The organism is Streptomyces sp. NPDC058646, from assembly GCF_042716875.1.
GTDB lineage: Bacteria > Actinomycetota > Actinomycetes > Streptomycetales > Streptomycetaceae > Streptomyces.
On the sequence record NZ_JBHXRK010000009.1, the window covers coordinates 213711 to 229971 of the forward strand.

General features: G+C 74.5%; 10 protein-coding genes. 6 read left to right on the forward strand and 4 right to left on the reverse strand.

What is annotated here, in order from left to right; all coding sequences use genetic code 11:
• Positions 1-112: 112 nt before the first annotated feature.
• Positions 113-1222: a peptide chain release factor 2 gene (gene prfB, locus ACFWUZ_RS14030; RefSeq protein WP_384371712.1), complete on the reverse strand. Its 1110-nt coding sequence runs from the start codon at positions 1220-1222 to the stop codon at positions 113-115.
• Between the two features lie 313 nt (positions 1223-1535).
• Between prfB and ACFWUZ_RS14035 the strand changes: the two genes are divergently transcribed.
• Positions 1536-2537, forward strand: coding sequence for an isopenicillin N synthase family dioxygenase (locus tag ACFWUZ_RS14035; protein ID WP_384371714.1), 1002 nt, complete (start codon positions 1536-1538; stop codon positions 2535-2537).
• Between the two features lie 129 nt (positions 2538-2666).
• Here ACFWUZ_RS14035 and ACFWUZ_RS14040 read toward each other — a convergent pair whose 3' ends face one another.
• Positions 2667-3917 (reverse strand): serine/threonine-protein kinase, encoded by a 1251-nt coding sequence (locus ACFWUZ_RS14040; protein ID WP_384371716.1) that lies wholly within the window; start codon positions 3915-3917, stop codon positions 2667-2669.
• Positions 3918-4076: 159 nt separating this feature from the next.
• The gene (locus ACFWUZ_RS14045; RefSeq protein WP_384371718.1) at positions 4077-5849 is read right to left on the reverse strand and encodes a protein kinase; all 1773 of its coding nucleotides are present in this window, start codon (positions 5847-5849) and stop codon (positions 4077-4079) included.
• A gap of 434 nt (positions 5850-6283) precedes the next feature.
• Between ACFWUZ_RS14045 and ACFWUZ_RS14050 the strand changes: the two genes are divergently transcribed.
• The 5 genes from ACFWUZ_RS14050 (at position 6284) to ACFWUZ_RS14070 (ending at position 15431) form a co-directional block, all read left to right on the forward strand.
• A complete protein-coding gene (locus ACFWUZ_RS14050) occupies positions 6284-9307 on the forward strand; it encodes an FHA domain-containing protein (RefSeq protein WP_384371720.1) in 3024 nt (1007 codons plus the stop codon).
• 109 nt (positions 9308-9416) lie between these two features.
• The gene (locus tag ACFWUZ_RS14055) at positions 9417-10778 is read left to right on the forward strand and encodes an ABC transporter substrate-binding protein (protein ID WP_384371722.1); all 1362 of its coding nucleotides are present in this window, start codon (positions 9417-9419) and stop codon (positions 10776-10778) included.
• Between the two features lie 91 nt (positions 10779-10869).
• On the forward strand, positions 10870-12135 hold the full coding sequence (locus ACFWUZ_RS14060) for a carbohydrate ABC transporter permease (protein ID WP_384371794.1): 1266 nt from the start codon (positions 10870-10872) through the stop codon (positions 12133-12135).
• A complete protein-coding gene (locus ACFWUZ_RS14065; RefSeq protein WP_384371724.1) occupies positions 12132-13040 on the forward strand; it encodes a carbohydrate ABC transporter permease in 909 nt (302 codons plus the stop codon). The genes ACFWUZ_RS14060 and ACFWUZ_RS14065 overlap by 4 nt, the downstream gene beginning before the upstream one ends.
• A 126-nt stretch (positions 13041-13166) precedes the next feature.
• Positions 13167-15431: a CDP-glycerol glycerophosphotransferase family protein gene (locus ACFWUZ_RS14070; protein ID WP_384371726.1), complete on the forward strand. Its 2265-nt coding sequence runs from the start codon at positions 13167-13169 to the stop codon at positions 15429-15431.
• Between the two features lie 87 nt (positions 15432-15518).
• Here the strand turns inward: ACFWUZ_RS14070 and ACFWUZ_RS14075 are convergent, their stop codons facing one another.
• Positions 15519-16157, reverse strand: a complete 639-nt coding sequence (locus ACFWUZ_RS14075; RefSeq protein WP_384371728.1) for a TetR/AcrR family transcriptional regulator — start codon at positions 16155-16157, stop codon at positions 15519-15521.
• Positions 16158-16261: the final 104 nt, after the last annotated feature.

Sequence of the window (16261 nt, forward strand, 5' to 3'; positions counted from 1 at the left end):
CGCTAATTTTTTTTATAATACACAGTTCCCCAACACCCACACCCCGGGTCGGGGGCGGGGCCCGGACACCACTGGTGTCCGGGCCCCTCCTCGTACCGTGCGTGACGCGTGGTTACGCGGTCTGCTCCTGCTGCTTGCGCCAGCGGATGCCGGCCTCCAGGAAGCCGTCGATCTCGCCGTCGAGCACCGCCTGCGGGTTGCCGACCTCGAACTCCGTGCGCAGGTCCTTGACCATCTGGTACGGGTGCAGGACGTAGGACCGCATCTGGTTGCCCCAGGAGCTGCCGCCGTCCTTGAGGGCGTCCATCCTGGCCTGCTCCTCCTGGCGGCGCCGCTCCAGCAGCTTGGCCTGGAGGACGTTCATGGCGCTGGCCTTGTTCTGGATCTGCGAGCGCTCGTTCTGGCAGGAGACGACGATGCCGGTCGGCAGGTGCGTGATGCGCACCGCCGAGTCGGTGGTGTTGACGCCCTGGCCGCCGGGGCCGGAGGCGCGGTAGACGTCCACGCGCAGCTCGGTCTCGTCGATCTCGACGTGGTCGCTGGTCTCGACGACCGGCAGCACCTCGACGCCCGCGAAGGAGGTCTGGCGGCGGCCCTGGTTGTCGAAGGGGGAGATGCGCACCAGGCGGTGCGTGCCCTGCTCGACGGAGAGGGTGCCGTAGGCGTACGGGGCCTTGACGACGAAGGTGGTCGACTTGATGCCGGCCTCTTCCGCGTACGAGGTCTCGTACACCTCCGTGGGGTAGCCGTGCCGCTCGGCCCAGCGCAGGTACATGCGCTGCAGGCGCTCGGCGAAGTCGGAGGCGTCGACGCCGCCGGCCTCGGCGCGGATGTTGACGAGGGCCTCGCGCTCGGCGTACTCGCCGGACAGGAGGGTCCGGACCTCCATCTCCTCCAGCGCCTTGCGGACGGCGACCAGCTCGGTCTCCGCCTCCGCGAGGGTGTCCGCGTCCTCCATCTCCTGCGCGAGCTCGAAGAGGACCGCGAGGTCGTCGATGCGGCTGCGCAGGCTCTCGGTCTTGCGGACCTCGGCCTGGAGGTGCGAAAGCTTGCTCGTGATCTTCTGAGCGGCGTCCGGGTCGTCCCACAGGGACGGCGCGGCGGCCTGCTCTTCGAGCACGGCGATTTCCCCCCTCAGCTTGTCGAGGTCCAGGACGGCCTCGATCGACCCCATGGTCGAGGAGAGGGACTTCAGCTCTTCGGAAACATCGACGACTGCCACGGGTCCAGCGTAGCCGGTCCCCGGACGGCGCCGTCCGGGGCGGCCGGTTCACCCGTACTGATGGACGGTCGTACGGGCGTACCCTCGCCGTATGACTGTTCGCCTCGTCAAGCGCCGCCATGTGGACCACATGCGTGTCACGACGACGAGCTGTCGGCCGCCGGACCATCCCCAAGCCTGATCCACCCCGATCCGACTTGGTCCTGTACGCGGCTCATCCGGTCCCGGCGCCATCCCTGCCGGCGGCCCCTCCCACCCGCGTCCCCGCCATCTCAGGGGAACAGGACCCCGTGACATCCGAAACGGAGCCGTCATGCCGTCCGCGCACTCCCTCCCCGTCCTGGACCTCTCCCAGGCCGACGACCCGGCCCAGCGGGCCGACTTCCTGAAGAAGCTGCACGCGGCAGCCCGGGACACCGGTTTCCTGCACCTCACCGGCCACGGCGTCAGCCCGGCCGAGACCGCCCGCATCCTGGATCTGACCAGGGCTTTCTTCGCCCTCCCGGAGGCCGACCGGCTGGCCGTGAGCAACCTGAACTCGCCGCACTTCCGCGGCTACACCCGGATAGGCCACGAGCTGACCGGCGGGGCCACCGACTGGCGGGACCAGCTGGACGTCGGCGCCGAGCGGCCCGCGCCGGAGCTGGGGCCGGACGACCCGGCCTACCTCTGGCTGGAGGGCCCCAACCAGTGGCCCGAGGCCCTTCCGGAGCTGCGGACGGCGGTCCTGGAGTGGCAGTCGCGGCTGGCGGCGGTGGCCCACCGGCTCCTCCAGGAGCTGCTGGCCTCGATCGGCGCCCCTGCGGACTTCTTCGACGAGGCCTTCGCGGACCGGCCCCACCTGCACACCAAGCTGATCCGCTACCCCGGGTCCGCCCCCTCCGGCGCGGACCAGGGGGTCGGCGCGCACAAGGACTACGGCTTCCTGACGCTCCTGCTCCAGGACTCGGTGGGCGGGCTCCAGGTGGTCCGGGACGACGGGTACGTGGACGTGCCGCCGATGCCGGGGGCCTTCGTGGTGAACCTGGGCGAGCTGCTGGAGATCGCGACCGAGGGCTACCTGACGGCGACCGACCACCGGGTGGTCAGCCCGCCGGGGTCGGTGGAGCGGTACTCGGTCCCGTTCTTCTACAACCCGCGGCTCGACGCGGTGGTGGAGACCGTCCCGGGCGACTACCTGCGGTCCGCGCCGGGCGTCGCGCACGACGCGACGAACCCGCTGCACGCGGAGTACGGGCGCAACGAGCTGAAGGGCTGGGTCCGCGCCCACCCCGCGGTGGCGCGGCGCTGGCATCCGGAGCTGGTGGGCGCGTAGCCCGGCCGGGGAAGGCGGGGCCGAGCCGCACCGGGCCGCGCCCGCCAGGGCGTGGCCGAAGCGGCGGCGGGGTCCGGGGCGGAGCCACAGCAGCGGCGCCGCAGGGCAGATGCGCGGTCCCGGCAGGGGCTACGGGGTGCGGGGGCTCGACTGTTTGGTGTCCTGGGGGGTGGCAGGGGTGTCGCCGCCGGACACGGCGAGCCACGTGCCCACCCCGGCCGCAGCGGCCAGCGCCACGGCGGAGACGGACAGGACCAGTCTCCGCTTGCGCGCGGCCTCGGCCCGGTGCCGGGCGGAGCCCGGGCGGTGGCCGCCGGCCGGCCGGGGCACCCGCGCGGTGCCCAGCGCGCCGCCCGCCAGCTCGTCCGGCGCCGGCACCCGCATGGAGGTGTGGGTGTCCCGGTTGGAGTCGGTCGCGGAGCCCGGCACCAGCGGGACCACGCCCCGCCGCCGGACCGGATCGGCGGCCGTCTCCTCCGCCGGCTCGGGCTCCGGCTCGGCGTCGTCCGGCTCGTCGACGTCCAGCGGCGGCATCCCCGCCAGCAGCGGCAGCAGGTCCCGCAGGCGGGCCGACAGCTCGGAGGCCCGCAGCCGTGACGCGGGAGCCTTGGCCAGGCACTGCACGATCAGCTGCCACAGCTCGTCGGGGATCCCGGGCAGCGGGACGACGGTCTCCGTGACGTGCCGGCGCAGCACCGCACCCGGGTGGCCGCCGCCGAAGGGGGTGAAACCGGCCAGCAGCTCGTACAGGACGGTGGCCAGGGCATATATGTCCACCGCCGCCCGCGGCGGGAGCCCCTCCACGATCTCGGGGGCCAGGTAGTCCGGCGTGCCGATGATCCGGGTCGTCGGGGCGGAGGCCCGGCCGGCCGAGGCCCGGCGCGGGGAGTCGATCAGCTTGGCCACGCCGAAGTCGGTCAGCAGCGCCGGGTGTGCGCCGCCGGGGCCGAGCGGTCCCTGCATGTCCAGCAGGACGTTCTCGGGCTTGACGTCCCGGTGCACGACCCCCGCCGCGTGGGCCGCCGCGAGCGCGTCGGCCACGTCCGCGACGATCGCCACGGCCGCCTCGGGGGCCAGCCGCCGCTCGCGGTCCAGGCGCGTGCGCAGGTCCGTACCGCGGACGAGGTCCATGACGAGGGCGAGGTCGTTGCCGTCGACGACGAGGTCGCGGACGGAGACCACGTGCGGATGGTCCAGGCCGAGCAGCGCGCTGCGCTCCTGGACGAACCGCCCGACCAGCTCCTGGTCGGACGCGAGGTCCTCGCGCAGCAGTTTGACGGCGACGGGCCCGTCCGGCCCCTCACCCAGCCACACCGTGCCCGCGCTGCCGCGCCCCAGGATCTGGTGCGCGGTGTACCGGCTGCCGATCTTCCGTGCCACGACTGCTCCCTCAGCGGCTGGCGTACGCACCAAAGCTACGCGGCCGGGTCGGGGTTGGCGGCCAGTAGGGGGCCCGATTCGCGGCGACCTTCACTTCTGCGGGCGAAATCACGTCCCAGAAGTCGACAAATCCACGAACTCGCCGCTACGGGAGCCGGTTCAGGGCTGTGTCCCGCCCGTCGAGTCGCCGACGGAACCGATCCAGTCGGCGACGCCGGTGCCCCAGCTCCACACCTGGTCCCACCAGCCCTTGCCGGTGCCGACCCATTCCTGGAGCGGGGTCAGCTCCCAGATCAGCCAGCCCGCCACGAAGAACAGCAGGATCATGACCAGGCAGCCCTTCAGGCAGCCGAGGCCGGGGATGCGCACCGGGTTGGCGCTGCGGCGGCGCGGCTCGCGCGGCGGCCGGGGAGCCTGCTGCTGCGGCGGCGGACCCTGCGGGGGCTGCTGCTGCTGCGGCTGGGACTGCTGCCGGTACTGGGGCTGCTGCGGCTGCTGGTACTGCTGCGGCTGATGCTGCTGGTGCTGCGGCTGGTAGTGCTGCGGCGGCGGGGGCGCGTACTGCTGCGGGTACGGGGGCTGCTGCGGCTGCTGGTACTGCTGCGGCGGCGGTCCCTGCCGGTACGGCTGCTGCTGCTGGGGGCGCTGCTGGGGCCGGCGCGGCTGCTGCTGCGGCGGCGGGGGCGCCTGGCGCTGCGGACGGCGGCGCAGCGGGTCCTCGTCCGGGTCGAGGTACTGGATCTGCGTCTGCTCGTTGCGGTCGCGGACGGCCCGCATCTGCGACTGCCACGGGTGCGGGGAGTCCGGCTGCTGCACGGGCGGCAGGACCGAGGTCGGGTCGGCCCCGGGGGCCCCCGTACTCGGCAGCACCGAGGTGGCGTCGGCCGCGCCCACCGGCGGCATGACGCTGGTCATGGCGTTCGGGTCGTAGGCACCCATCGGCGACGGGCCCTGGCCCGCGCGACCGGGCAGCACCTGGGTGGGGTCCGCGACGCCCGGGGTCTCGGGGACCGGGGCGGGCGAGGGGTCGGGGGCGAGCAGGGCGCCGACCCCGAACGCGGCCTCCACCTCGGCGGACGTGGAGTGCACGCCGATGCCGGAGGCGACCACGCGCAGCCCGCGGGCCAGGCTCACGGCGCTGGGGCGCTCGCCGGGCTCCTTGCGCAGGCAGCGCTCGATGACGGTCCACAGCGGCTCGGGCACGGTCGAGGGGCGCTGCGGCTCCTCGCTGAGGTGGCGGTGGAGCACTTCGAGCGCGGTGCCGCCGGCGAACGGGGGCCGGCCGGTGAGCAGTTCGTAGAGCAGGATGCCCGCGCCGTAGATGTCGACGGCGGAGGTCTGCGGGCGGCCCTCGGCGGACTCGGGGGCGACGTAGGCCGGGGTGCCGACGAACTCGTGGGTGCGGGTCAGGCCCGGGGAGTCGGCGAGGCGGGCGATGCCGAAGTCGGTGAGCATCGGCTTCATCTGGCCGCCGCGCTCGTCGAGCAGCACGTTGGCGGGCTTCAGGTCGCGGTGGACCACGCCGTCGGCGTGGCTGGCGGCGAGCGCGTCCGCGATCTGGGCGGTCAGCAGGCTCGCGGCGACCGGGGTGAAGGGCCCGTTCTGGCGGAGGTACTTGTGCAGGTCCGGGCCCTCGATCAGGTCCATGACCAGGGCCAGCAGGTCGCCCTCGACGACGAGGTCGCGGGTGCGGACGATGTTGGGGTGCGTCAGGCGCAGCAGCACCGAGCGCTCGCGCAGGAAGCGCATGACGATGTCCGCGTCCTGGGCCAGCTCCTCCTTGAGGACCTTGATGGCCACGGTCTCGCCGGGCTGCCCGGCGACGGCTGCCTCCGCGCCGGCGGTCTCCCGCTGGCGGGCACGCCAGACGGTGCCCGTGGCGCCGCGACCGAGCGGCTCCTCGAGCAGATATTTGCTGCCGACTGGCCGCACGTCCCGCGCTCCCCTGCTGTCGCTTCCGCTGCCAAAATGCATCGTTCGTTTCCGGCCCACTCTAGGGGGTGTCCCGAGGGAAGACGCCGGACGCCGGAGGTTGGTTGCCGCACACGTGTACGCAGGGTGATGTCCGTCGGGTATGCCGGAGGCGATTTTCCCCGGCTTCCCCCGCCCTTCGCCACGTCGCTGTCCGGATCCGTACGGAGCCGCGGCCGATCAAGATCAATTGTTGGCGGGTGCCGGGCGTGTTGTCGGCGACAGGTGCGAGGATGCACCCGTACGGAACGGCACGGGACGGGAGCCCCGCCTTCCGGCAGACCTGACCGGACGACGCGTCCGTGCCGGGCGGGGGGCGATCGGGCGGGCACGTCCCGGACCTTCCCTGCGCGGCGCACACACCGCGCACCGCGCAGAAGGGACCGCTGACGGCGATGCAGATCCGGCTGACCGTCCTTGGGTCGCGCAGCGGCCACCAGCCCGCGACCGCACCCGCGAGTTGTGACGTACTCGTCACGGCGCCCGCCGGTACCGTCCTCGCCGCGGTCGCCTCCGGGCTCGCGGCCACCGTGGGCGGACCCGACACCGGGGGCACGGTCGTGCTGTACGCCGGTGCCGAGCGGCTGGACCTCCAGCGCCGGGTGCTGGGCGAGCCCCCGCTGGTGGACGGCGCCGTGCTGGCGCTGCACGGTCCGGTGCCGGACGTCCTGCCCGAGGAGGGCCCCGGCGCGCCCCAGCTGCACGTGGTGGCCGGACCCGACGCGGGCGGCGTGCACCTGCTGCACAGCGGCCAGATCCGGGTGGGCCGCTCCGCCGACGCCGACGTCCCGCTCGACGACCCCGACGTGTCCCGGCTGCACTGCGCGGTGACGGTGATGCGGGACGGCCGGGTCGCGGTGGCCGACCTGGACTCGACCAACGGCACCACCCTGGACGGCGCCCCCGTGGGCCCCCAGCCGGTCCCCCTGCCGCCGGGGGCGCTGCTGCGCGTCGGCGAATCGACCCTCCGCCTGGCGCCCGCCGGCTCCGCCGCGCCCCTGTCCGTGACCCCCGACCTGGAGGGCCACCTCGCCCTCCCGGGCCGCGCCCCCGGCGAGGACGCGTCCGCCACCACCGCGCCGCCGCGGACCCCGGCCGGACCGGGCCGACCCGGCGGCGGTCCCGGCGCGCCTGCCGGAACACGCCCCGCGATGCCCGGCGCCGGCTGGACCGGCACCCCCGGCTCGGCACCGGACGCCCACGGCACGGCCGCGGCCGACGCCGCCCGCGCCGCGGGCCCGGACGCCGCCCCGCCCGGCGCGGCCCCCGCCCCCGCGGGCCGCCGCAAGGGCCTCGGCGCCTGGGCCCGCAAGTGGGTCCGGGGCGAGGAGGCCGCGGAGCAGCCCCTGCCCGAGCCGGAGGCCCCGGTCACCACCGCCGCCCCGCCCGGGCCGGACGACCCCGCCACGCTGCTGCTGGCCGCCCTGGGACCCACCGAACGGCTCTGGTCCCGCGGTCCCGGGCACCCCGCGGTGCTCGACGTGGGCCTGGGCGCCGGGAGCCGGGTGGCCCTGCGCACCTCCGGCTCGCTCGGCGTCGCCGGGCCCCGGGCCAGGCTGGCCGGGGTCGCGCGCTGGCTGGTGGCCCAGGCGGCGGGCCTGCACGGGCCGGGCCGGCTGGAGATCGTGCTCGTCTCCACCGACCGGGCCCGCACCCTCGCCGAACGGCGCCGCGACTGGGGCTGGCTGGGCTGGCTCCCGCACGTCCGGCCCGGACACGGCCAGGACTGCCGGCTGCTCCTGGCCTACGACCGCGACCAGGCCGCCGCCCGGACCGGCGAGCTGACCCGGCGGCTGGACGAGGGGCCGCTCGGCATCCACTGGGCCGCCGCCGACCCCGAGGGCGTCCGGCAGGCGGCCCGGGTCCACGAGGGCCCGTACACCCTGCTCGTCGTCGACGGCGACCCCGGCACCGGGGCCCTGCGGGACGTCACCGGGCGGCTCGCCTCGCACGGTCCGGCCGCCGGCATCCACGTGCTCGCCCTCGCGGAGGCCCCGGCCGCCACCCCCGCCTCCCCCGTCACCGACACCTACGAGGCCGCCTGCGCGGCCAACCCGGCCTTCCGGGACTGCGGTGCGGCGGCCCTGCTCAGCGGCGACGTGGCCACGACCGTACGGACCTTCGCGGTCAGCGGCGGCCGTCCCGTCCCGTCCGGTGCCACCGCCACCGCCGACGCCGTGTCCGTGGCCTGGGCCGAGCGGTTCGCCCGGGCCCTGGCCCCGCTGCGCGCCGACGGGGGCCCCGCGGAGGCGCACCGCCCCACGGCCGCCGCGCTGCCGCCCACGGCGCGGCTGCTCGACGAGCTGGGGCTGGCCCGCGCCACCCCGGCCTCCCTGATGGCCCGCTGGGCCGCCGCCACCGACCACGGGCACGGCACGGGCGGCCTGGCCGAGGTCGTGCTGGGCAGCGGACGGCGCGGGGCCGTCGGGGCCGAGCTGGTCCACGACGGCCCGCACCTGCTCGTCCAGGGGCCGGCGGGCAGCGGCCGGACGGAGCTGCTGCGGTCGGTGGCGGCCTCCCTGTCCGCGGCGGCCCGGCCCGACCGGCTCGGGCTGCTCCTCCTCGACGGGGCCGGCGGCGAGCGCGGGGACGGGCTGGCGCCCTGTACCGAACTGCCCCACGTGTCCGCCCACCTCGTCGCCACCGATCCCGTACGCATGCGGGAGTTCGCCCAGGCGCTCGGCGCGGAGCTCAAGCGCCGCTCCGAACTGCTGGACGGGGTGCCCTTCGCCGAGTGGCACGGCAGCCACGAGGTCGCCGAGCGGCTGGTCTCGCCCCGCCGGCCCGGGCCCGGGGAGCAGCGCGGCGACGGCGACCCCTCCTCCGGCCCACCCGGCTGGGGGGAGCCCGTACGGTCGGGCACGCTGCGGCTGCGCGCCGCGGCGACCCGGACCCCTGCGGCGGGGCCCAGTCCGCTGCCCCGTCTGGTGGTCCTCGTCGACGACCTCGACGCGCTCGTCACGCCGGGGCTCGGCAACACGGGCCGCCCCGCCGCCGGCTCGGTGGTCCGGGCACTGGAGGCGGTGGCCCGCGACGGCGCCCGGCTCGGGGTGCACCTGGTGGCCGCCACCGCCCACCCGGACCGGACGGCCGACACCGGGCCGGCCCGGCTGGCCACGCTGCGGGTGGAACTCGCAGCCCCCGACCAGCCGGGCCCCGGCCGCGGCCTGCTCCGGTACGCCGACGGCCGGGCGGTGCCGTTCCAGGCCGGCCGGGTCACCGGCCGGATCCCGCGCACGGCGACCCTGAGGCCGACCGTGGTCCCGGTGGAGTGGGAGCGGATGGGCGACCCGCCGGCCCGCCGCCCCGTACGGGAGCTGGGCAACGGGCCCACCGACCTCGCGCTGCTGGCCAGCGCCCTGGAGCGGGCCTCCCACCTGGTCTCGGCGGTACCGGTGCTGTTCCCGCCGTCCCCCTGAACCGGCCCCCGCCGCGCGGCGTGTCCTGGGGGACGCGGTATTGCGGGGGCGGGCGGGTCGGGCGTAGACCTGTGGTCCGGGACACACCATGAACCTCGGGGGCACAGCCATGCGCAAGCACGGAACGAGCCGTACGACGATCAGCTGGGCGGCCCTGGCGGCCGCGGGCGCACTCGCACTCACCGCGTGCGGGGGTGACCCGGCGCCGGAGGCGGGCCCGGACCGGAGCGGGAGCCCGGCGGGGCCGACCGTCGAACTACCCCGGCTGACCGGCGAGAAGCTGGAGGTCGCGGCCGTCTGGACGGGCCCGGAGCAGGAGAACTTCACGAAGGTCCTCAAGGAGTTCGAGAAGCGGACGGGCGCCACCGTCACCTTCGTCCCGGCCCAGGACCCGATCGTCACCTTCCTCGGTTCGAAGATCGCGGGCGGCCAGCCGCCGGACGTGGCGCTGCTGCCGCAGGTCGGGGCGCTGGTCTCGGCCGTGCAGAACAAGTGGGCGCAGCCGGTCGGCCCGGAGGCCAAGGCCCAGCTCGACGCGAACTACTCGGCCGGCTGGAAGGAACTCGGCGCGGTCGACGGCACCCAGTACGGCGTGTACTACAAGGCCGCCAACAAGTCGCTGATCTGGTACAACGCCAAGGCCTTCGAGGCGGCGGGCGTCAAACCGCCCACCACGTGGAAGGAGTTGCTGACGGCGGCCGACACCCTCTCCGCCTCCGGCACCCCGGCGGTCTCGGTGGCCGGCGCGGACGGCTGGACCCTCACCGACTGGTTCGAGAACGTCTACCTCTCCCAGGCGGGCCCGGAGAAGTACGACCAGCTGGCCCGGCACGAGATCAAGTGGACGGACGACAGCGTCAAGCAGGCGCTGACCACGCTGGGCGAGCTGTTCGGGCGCAAGGACTTCCTGGCGGGCGGGCCCGACGGGGCACTGTCGACGGAGTTCCCCAAGTCGGTGACCCAGACCTTCACGGGCGGCGACCGGCCGGCCGCGGCGATGGTCTTCGAGGGCGACTTCGTGGCGGTGAACATCGCGCAGACCGAGGCGAAGGTGGGTGAGGACGCCCTCGTCTTCCCCTTCCCGGCGGTCGGCGCGAAGGCTCCGGTGGTCTCGGGCGGGGACGTGGCGGTCGCCCTGAAGCCCTCGAAGGGGGCGCAGGCGCTGCTGACCTTCCTGGCCTCGCCGGACGCGGCGGAGATCCAGGCCCGCGAGGGCGGTTTCATCTCCCCGAACAAGGCGGTCAGCCCGGCCGCCTATCCGAACGACATCCAGCGGGACATCGCCAAGGCGCTGATCGCGGCGGGCGACGACTTCCGCTTCGACATGTCCGACCAGGCCCCGGCCGCCTTCGGCGGAACCCCGGGCGCGGGCGAGTGGAAGGCGCTCCAGGACTTCCTGGCGAACCCGTCGGACGTGGCGGGCGCGCAGGCGAAACTGGAGGCGGACGCGGCCAAGGCCTACGGGAACTGATCCCGTGACGGCCACGGTCACCACCACCGGCCAGGGGAAGGCCGCACCGGGCCGGGGCGCGGCGCGCTCGGCCGAGGCCAGGCGCCGCCGTCTGATCGCGGCGGCCTTCCTGCTCCCGGCCCTCGTGCTGCTCGGCGCGCTCGTCGTGCAGCCGATCGGCTACTCGGTCTACCGCAGCTTCTTCGACCGCTCGGGCTCCGTCTTCGTCGGGGCCGGCAACTACCGGGAGATCCTGGCCGACGACACGATCCGCACGGCCCTGCAGAACACGGCCCTGTGGGTGGTGCTCGCCCCGACGACGGCGACCGCCCTGGGCCTGATCTTCGCGGTGCTCACCGAACGGGTGCGGTGGGGAACGGCGTTCAAGCTGCTGGTGTTCATGCCGATGGCGATCTCGATGCTGGCGGCGGGCATCATCTTCCGGCTCGTCTACGACCACGACCCCGACCGGGGCGTCGCCAACGCGGTCTGGGTCGGGGTCCACGACACCTTCGCGGAGTCCTCGGCCTTCCCCAAGGCCCGCCCGGGCCGGGACTCCCCGCTGGTGCCGGCCCAGGGCGGTGCGTTCGTGACCCGTGACCCCGTACGGGCGGGCACGCCGGTGCTGCTCCCGATGGTCGGCGTGGCCCCGGAGGACCTGCCCGGGGGGACCCGTACCGCCGCGGCGGCCGGCTCCGACCCGGGGAAGGTCACCGGCACCGTCTGGCAGGACTTCACGCGGGGCGGGGGCGGCACGACGAACACGGTGGACCCCGCCGAGTCGGCCTTCGCGGGAATGCGGGTCGAGGCGGTCCGGGACGGCAGGGTGGTGGAGACGGCGACGACGCGCGCCGACGGCACCTTCCTCCTGTCCGCGAAGGCCGACGGGGCGCAGATCCGCCTGCCCGCGTCGAACTTCCGGGAGGCGTATTCGGGAGTCCAGTGGCTGGGGCCGTCACTGGTGACCCCGGCCGTCATCGGGGCGTACGTGTGGATGTGGGCCGGGTTCGCGATGGTGCTGATCGGGGCCGGGCTGGCGGCCGTACCGCGCGAGCTGCTGGAGGCGGCGCGGGTGGACGGGGCGAACGAGTGGCAGGTGTTCCGCCGGATCACCGTACCGATGCTGGCACCGGTGCTGGTGGTCGTCCTCGTCACCCTCGTCATCAACGTGATGAAGATCTTCGACCTGGTCTTCGTGATCGCGCCGGGCGCGGTGCAGGACGACGCGAACGTGCTCGCGCTCCAGCTCTACCGGACCTCCTTCGGCACGGACGCCGATCCGGGCCTGGGCAGCGCCATCGCGGTGCTGCTGCTGGTGCTGGTGGTTCCGGTGATGCTGGTGAACATCCGCAGGCTCCGGAAGGAGGGTTCCCGATGAGCGGCTCCGCACGGGCGGCGGCCCCGGCCGCGGCCACCGGCTCCGCCCCGGCGAAACCGGCATCCGCGAAGCGGGCGGCGCGCCTCTTCGCGGGAGGGGCGCTGCGGGTGTTCCTGGTCCTCGCGGCCCTGTTCTGGCTGATGCCCACCCTCGGCCTGCTGATCTCCTCCTTCCTCTCCCCCACCGACCTCAACAGGGGCGGCTGGTGGCAGACGCTGTCCGCGCCCGCGCGGCTGACGTCCGACAACTACGAACGGCTGCTGGCCAACGACACGATCACCGGCTCCCTGCTGAACACGGTTGCGATCGCCGTGCCCGCGACCCTCCTGGTGCTCGTCCTGGGCGCGTTCGCCGGGTACGCCTTCGCCTGGCTGGAGTTCCCGGGCCGGGACTGGCTCTTCCTGGTGGTCGTCGGCCTGCTGGTGGTCCCCGTACAGGTGGCGCTCATCCCGGTGTCCGAACTCTTCGGCGCCGTCGGCCTGTTCGAGACCACGGCCGGGGTGGTCCTCTTCCACACCGCCTTCGGGCTGCCCTTCGCCGTGTTCCTGCTGCGCAATTTCTTCGCGGAGATCCCGCGCGAGCTGCTGGAGGCGGCCCGGCTCGACGGGGCGGGCGAACTGCGGCTGTTCACGCGGGTGGTGCTGCCGCTGGGCGGTCCGGCGATCGCCTCGCTGGGCATCTTCCAGTTCCTGTGGGTGTGGAACGACATGCTGGTCGCGCTGGTCTTCGCGGACTCGGCGAACCCGCCCGTCACGGTCGCGCTCCAGCAGCAGGTGCGGCAGTTCGGGAACAACATCGACGTACTGGCGCCCGGCGCGTTCCTGTCGATGCTGGTCCCGCTCCTCGTCTTCTTCGCCTTCCAGCGGCAGTTCGTCTCGGGGGTGATGGCCGGAGCGATCAAATAGCGGGCCCGCCCACCCCGTTGACGTGCATCCTTGACCCTCCGTAACCCGAATGCCACACCCTGCGTAACCCGATCGCCACGCCGGGGGTTCCTGGGCCACATGCCCGCGCCGACCCCTGGATGTGCCGTGCCCCGGTTCAGCGTCATCGTGCCCGCGTACAAGGTCCAGGCGTACCTCCAGGAGAGTCTGGACTCGGTCCTGACCCAGTCGTACCCGGATCTCGAACTGATCGCGGTCGACGACGCTTCCCCGGACGCCTGCGGCTCGATCATCGAGGAGTACGCGGCCCGGGACCCGCGGGTCATCGCCGTCCACCTGGCGCACAACCTGGGCCCGGGCCCGGCCCGCAACGCGGGTCTGGCCCGGGCCACCGGCGACTACCTGCTCTTCCTCGACGGCGACGACACCCTCGCCCCCGGCGCCCTGCAGGCCATCACCGACCGGCTGAAGGACACCGGCTCCCCGGACGTCCTGGTCTACGACTACGCGCGCACCTTCTGGACCGGCGAGCTGGTGCGCAACCGCCTCTCGGACCGGCTGTCCGAGGAGGGCCCGGCCAGCTTCCGCCTGGCCGACCGCCCCTCGCTGCTCGGCATGCTGATGGTGGTGTGGAACAAGGCGTACCGCCGCGAGTACGTGGAGCGCGAGGGCTTCGCCTTCCCGCCCGGCTTCTACGCGGACACCCCCTGGACCTACCCGTCGCTGCTGGCCGCGGAGTCCGTGGCCGTCCTGGACCGGGTCTGCGTCCACTACCGCCAGCGCCGGACGGGCTCGATCCTGACCACCACCAGCCGCCGCCACCTCGACGTCTTCGACCAGTACGACCGGGTCTTCGGCTACCTCGCCGGCCGCCCCGAGCTGGAACGCTGGCGGCCCGCCGTGCACCGGCGGATGGCCGAGCACTTCTGCGCCCTGTACGCCGACCCGCGCCGCCTGCCGCGCAGGAGCCGGGCCGAGTTCTTCAGCCGGGCCTCCGCCCTGCTGCGCCGCTACCGGGCCCCCGGCGGCGGGGGCGCGCTGCCGCTGTCCCGGACCGACCGGATCCGGCACACCCTGATGCGGCTGGGCACCCGGCGCACCTACCGGCTGCTGTCGGTGCTGCGGTCGGCCGGGCTGGCGGCGGGCCGCGGGACGGCGGCCGTGGGGCGGGGCCTGCGCGAGACGTGGCTGCGCCTGTACTACCGGATCCAGCGGCTGCTGCCGCTGCGCCCGGATCTGGCGGTCTTCTCCGCGTACTGGCACGGCGGCTACGCCTGCAATCCGGCGGCGATCGAGGCGAAGCTGCGGGAGCTGGCGCCCCGGATGCGGACGGCCTGGATCTGCGACCCGGCCCACGCCTCGACGCTGCCGAAGGAGACGCCGGCGCTGCGGCCCGGCTCGGCGGCCTACTGGGCGGCCCTGGCCCGGGCCACGTACCTCACCACGAACGTCAACTTCGACCGGGGCCTGGTCAAACGCCCGGGCCAGGTCCTGGTGCAGACCCAGCACGGCACCCCGCTCAAGCGGGTCGGCCTCGACCTGCAGGACCGGCCGGCCGCGACCCCGACGACCGACTTCGCGGGCCTGCTGCGCGGCGCCGACCAGTGGGACTACCTGCTCTCGGCGAACCGGCACTCCACCCTGGTGTGGGAGAAGGCCGTCCCGTCCTCGTACACCACCCTGGAGTACGGCTACCCGCGCAACGACGTCTTCCACACGGCGTCCCGGGCCGACGTGCTGGAGCTGCGCGAACGGCTCGGCATCCCGCCGGGCTCCACCGCGGTCCTGTACGCCCCCACGCACCGCGACTACCGGCGCAGCCGCCCGGACCACCTGGACTTCGAGCGGGTCCTGCGCGACCTGGGCCCCCGCTTCACCCTGCTGACCCGCGCCCACCTGACGTACGCGGACGCGGGCTCCGCCCCGGACGCCCACCCGCGCCTGATCGACGTCTCCGCCCACCCCTCGGTCGAGGAACTGTGCCTGGCCTCGGACGCGTTGGTGACGGACTACTCGTCCCTGATGTTCGACTACGCGGTACTGGACCGGCCGATCGTGATCCACGCCGGCGACTGGGAGGCGTACGAGGCCGCCCGCGGCACCTACTTCGATCTGCGGGCGTGCCCGCCGGGCGCGGTCGCCCGGACCGAGGACGAGCTGGTGGACATCTTCGCCACGGGCCACTGGCAGGGCTCCCGCTCCGCGCAGCTCCGCGCGGCGTTCCGCTCGCGCTTCTGCTCGTACGACGACGGGTACGCGGCGGAACGGGTGGTCCGCCGCGTCTTCCTGGGCCAGTCCACCCCGATCCCGGCGGTCGTCCCCCTGGAGGACCGCCGCCCCACCCCCGCAGCCCCCGCCCCCACCCCGGAACCCACCCTCACCCCGGCCACCGCATCCCGCTACCCGTTCTGAACCGAGCCCGGAGAGCCGCCCCACCGACGGCGGGATCAGCGCCGCCCGCAGGGTTCAGGCGGCCCGTACGGCAGGCGGCGCAGAGGGTCAGGCGGCGCGGAGGCCGGCCACCACCGACCGGGCCAGGTCGTCCAGGTACCCGGCGGGGACCTCGTCCCGGACGACCACCTGTCGCCAGTACAGCGGTCCGATCGCGAGATCGAGCGCCCGCCCCGGATCCGCCCCCTCCGCCAGCTCGCCCCGCGCGACCGCCCCGGCCACGATCCCCTCCGCCATCCGCCGCTGCCCGTCGACCAGCGTCCCCCGCACCGCATCGGCCATCTCAGGGTGGCGCGCGGCCTCGACCAGCAGGTCGGGAATCACCGCCGAGGCCACCGGATGGCGCAGCACGTGCGACACGACCTCCAGCAGCGCCCGGACGTCCCCGTACAGCGACCCGGTCTCGGGAACCGGCAGGCCGTCCACCGCGAAGGCGCCCACGAGGTCCAGTACCAGGTGCAGCTTCGACTTCCAGCGCCGGTACACCGCGGTCTTGCCGACGCCCGCCCGCCGGGCGACCCCCTCGATCGACATCCGCGAGAACCCGACCGCGGCCAGCTCCTCCACGACCGCCTCGCGGATCGCCTCGGTGACGTCCTCGCGCAGGACGGCCGCCCCGGCGGGGGCCCGGCGGACCGGAGCGGGAGCAGAAGCGGGAGCGGCGGAGGCGGCAGGGTCCTTGGTCATGCACAGAGCATAGCGGCGCACGCCATACCCGTACCGTCACGACGATACGGTTGCGTTCCGACGCCACACGTCCTACTGTCACCGTAGCGACGATACGGACCCGT

Excerpts from the sequence above, each read along its gene's own strand:
- ACFWUZ_RS14035 (WP_384371714.1), top strand. The coding sequence starts at position 1,536 with ATGCCGTCCGCGCACTCCCTCCCCGTCCTGGACCTCTCCCAGGCCGAC.
- ACFWUZ_RS14050 (WP_384371720.1), top strand. The coding sequence starts at position 6,284 with ATGCAGATCCGGCTGACCGTCCTTGGGTCGCGCAGCGGCCACCAGCCC.
- ACFWUZ_RS14055 (WP_384371722.1), top strand. The coding sequence starts at position 9,417 with ATGCGCAAGCACGGAACGAGCCGTACGACGATCAGCTGGGCGGCCCTG.
- ACFWUZ_RS14065 (WP_384371724.1), top strand. The coding sequence starts at position 12,132 with ATGAGCGGCTCCGCACGGGCGGCGGCCCCGGCCGCGGCCACCGGCTCC.
- ACFWUZ_RS14075 (WP_384371728.1), bottom strand. The coding sequence starts at position 16,157 with ATGACCAAGGACCCTGCCGCCTCCGCCGCTCCCGCTTCTGCTCCCGCT.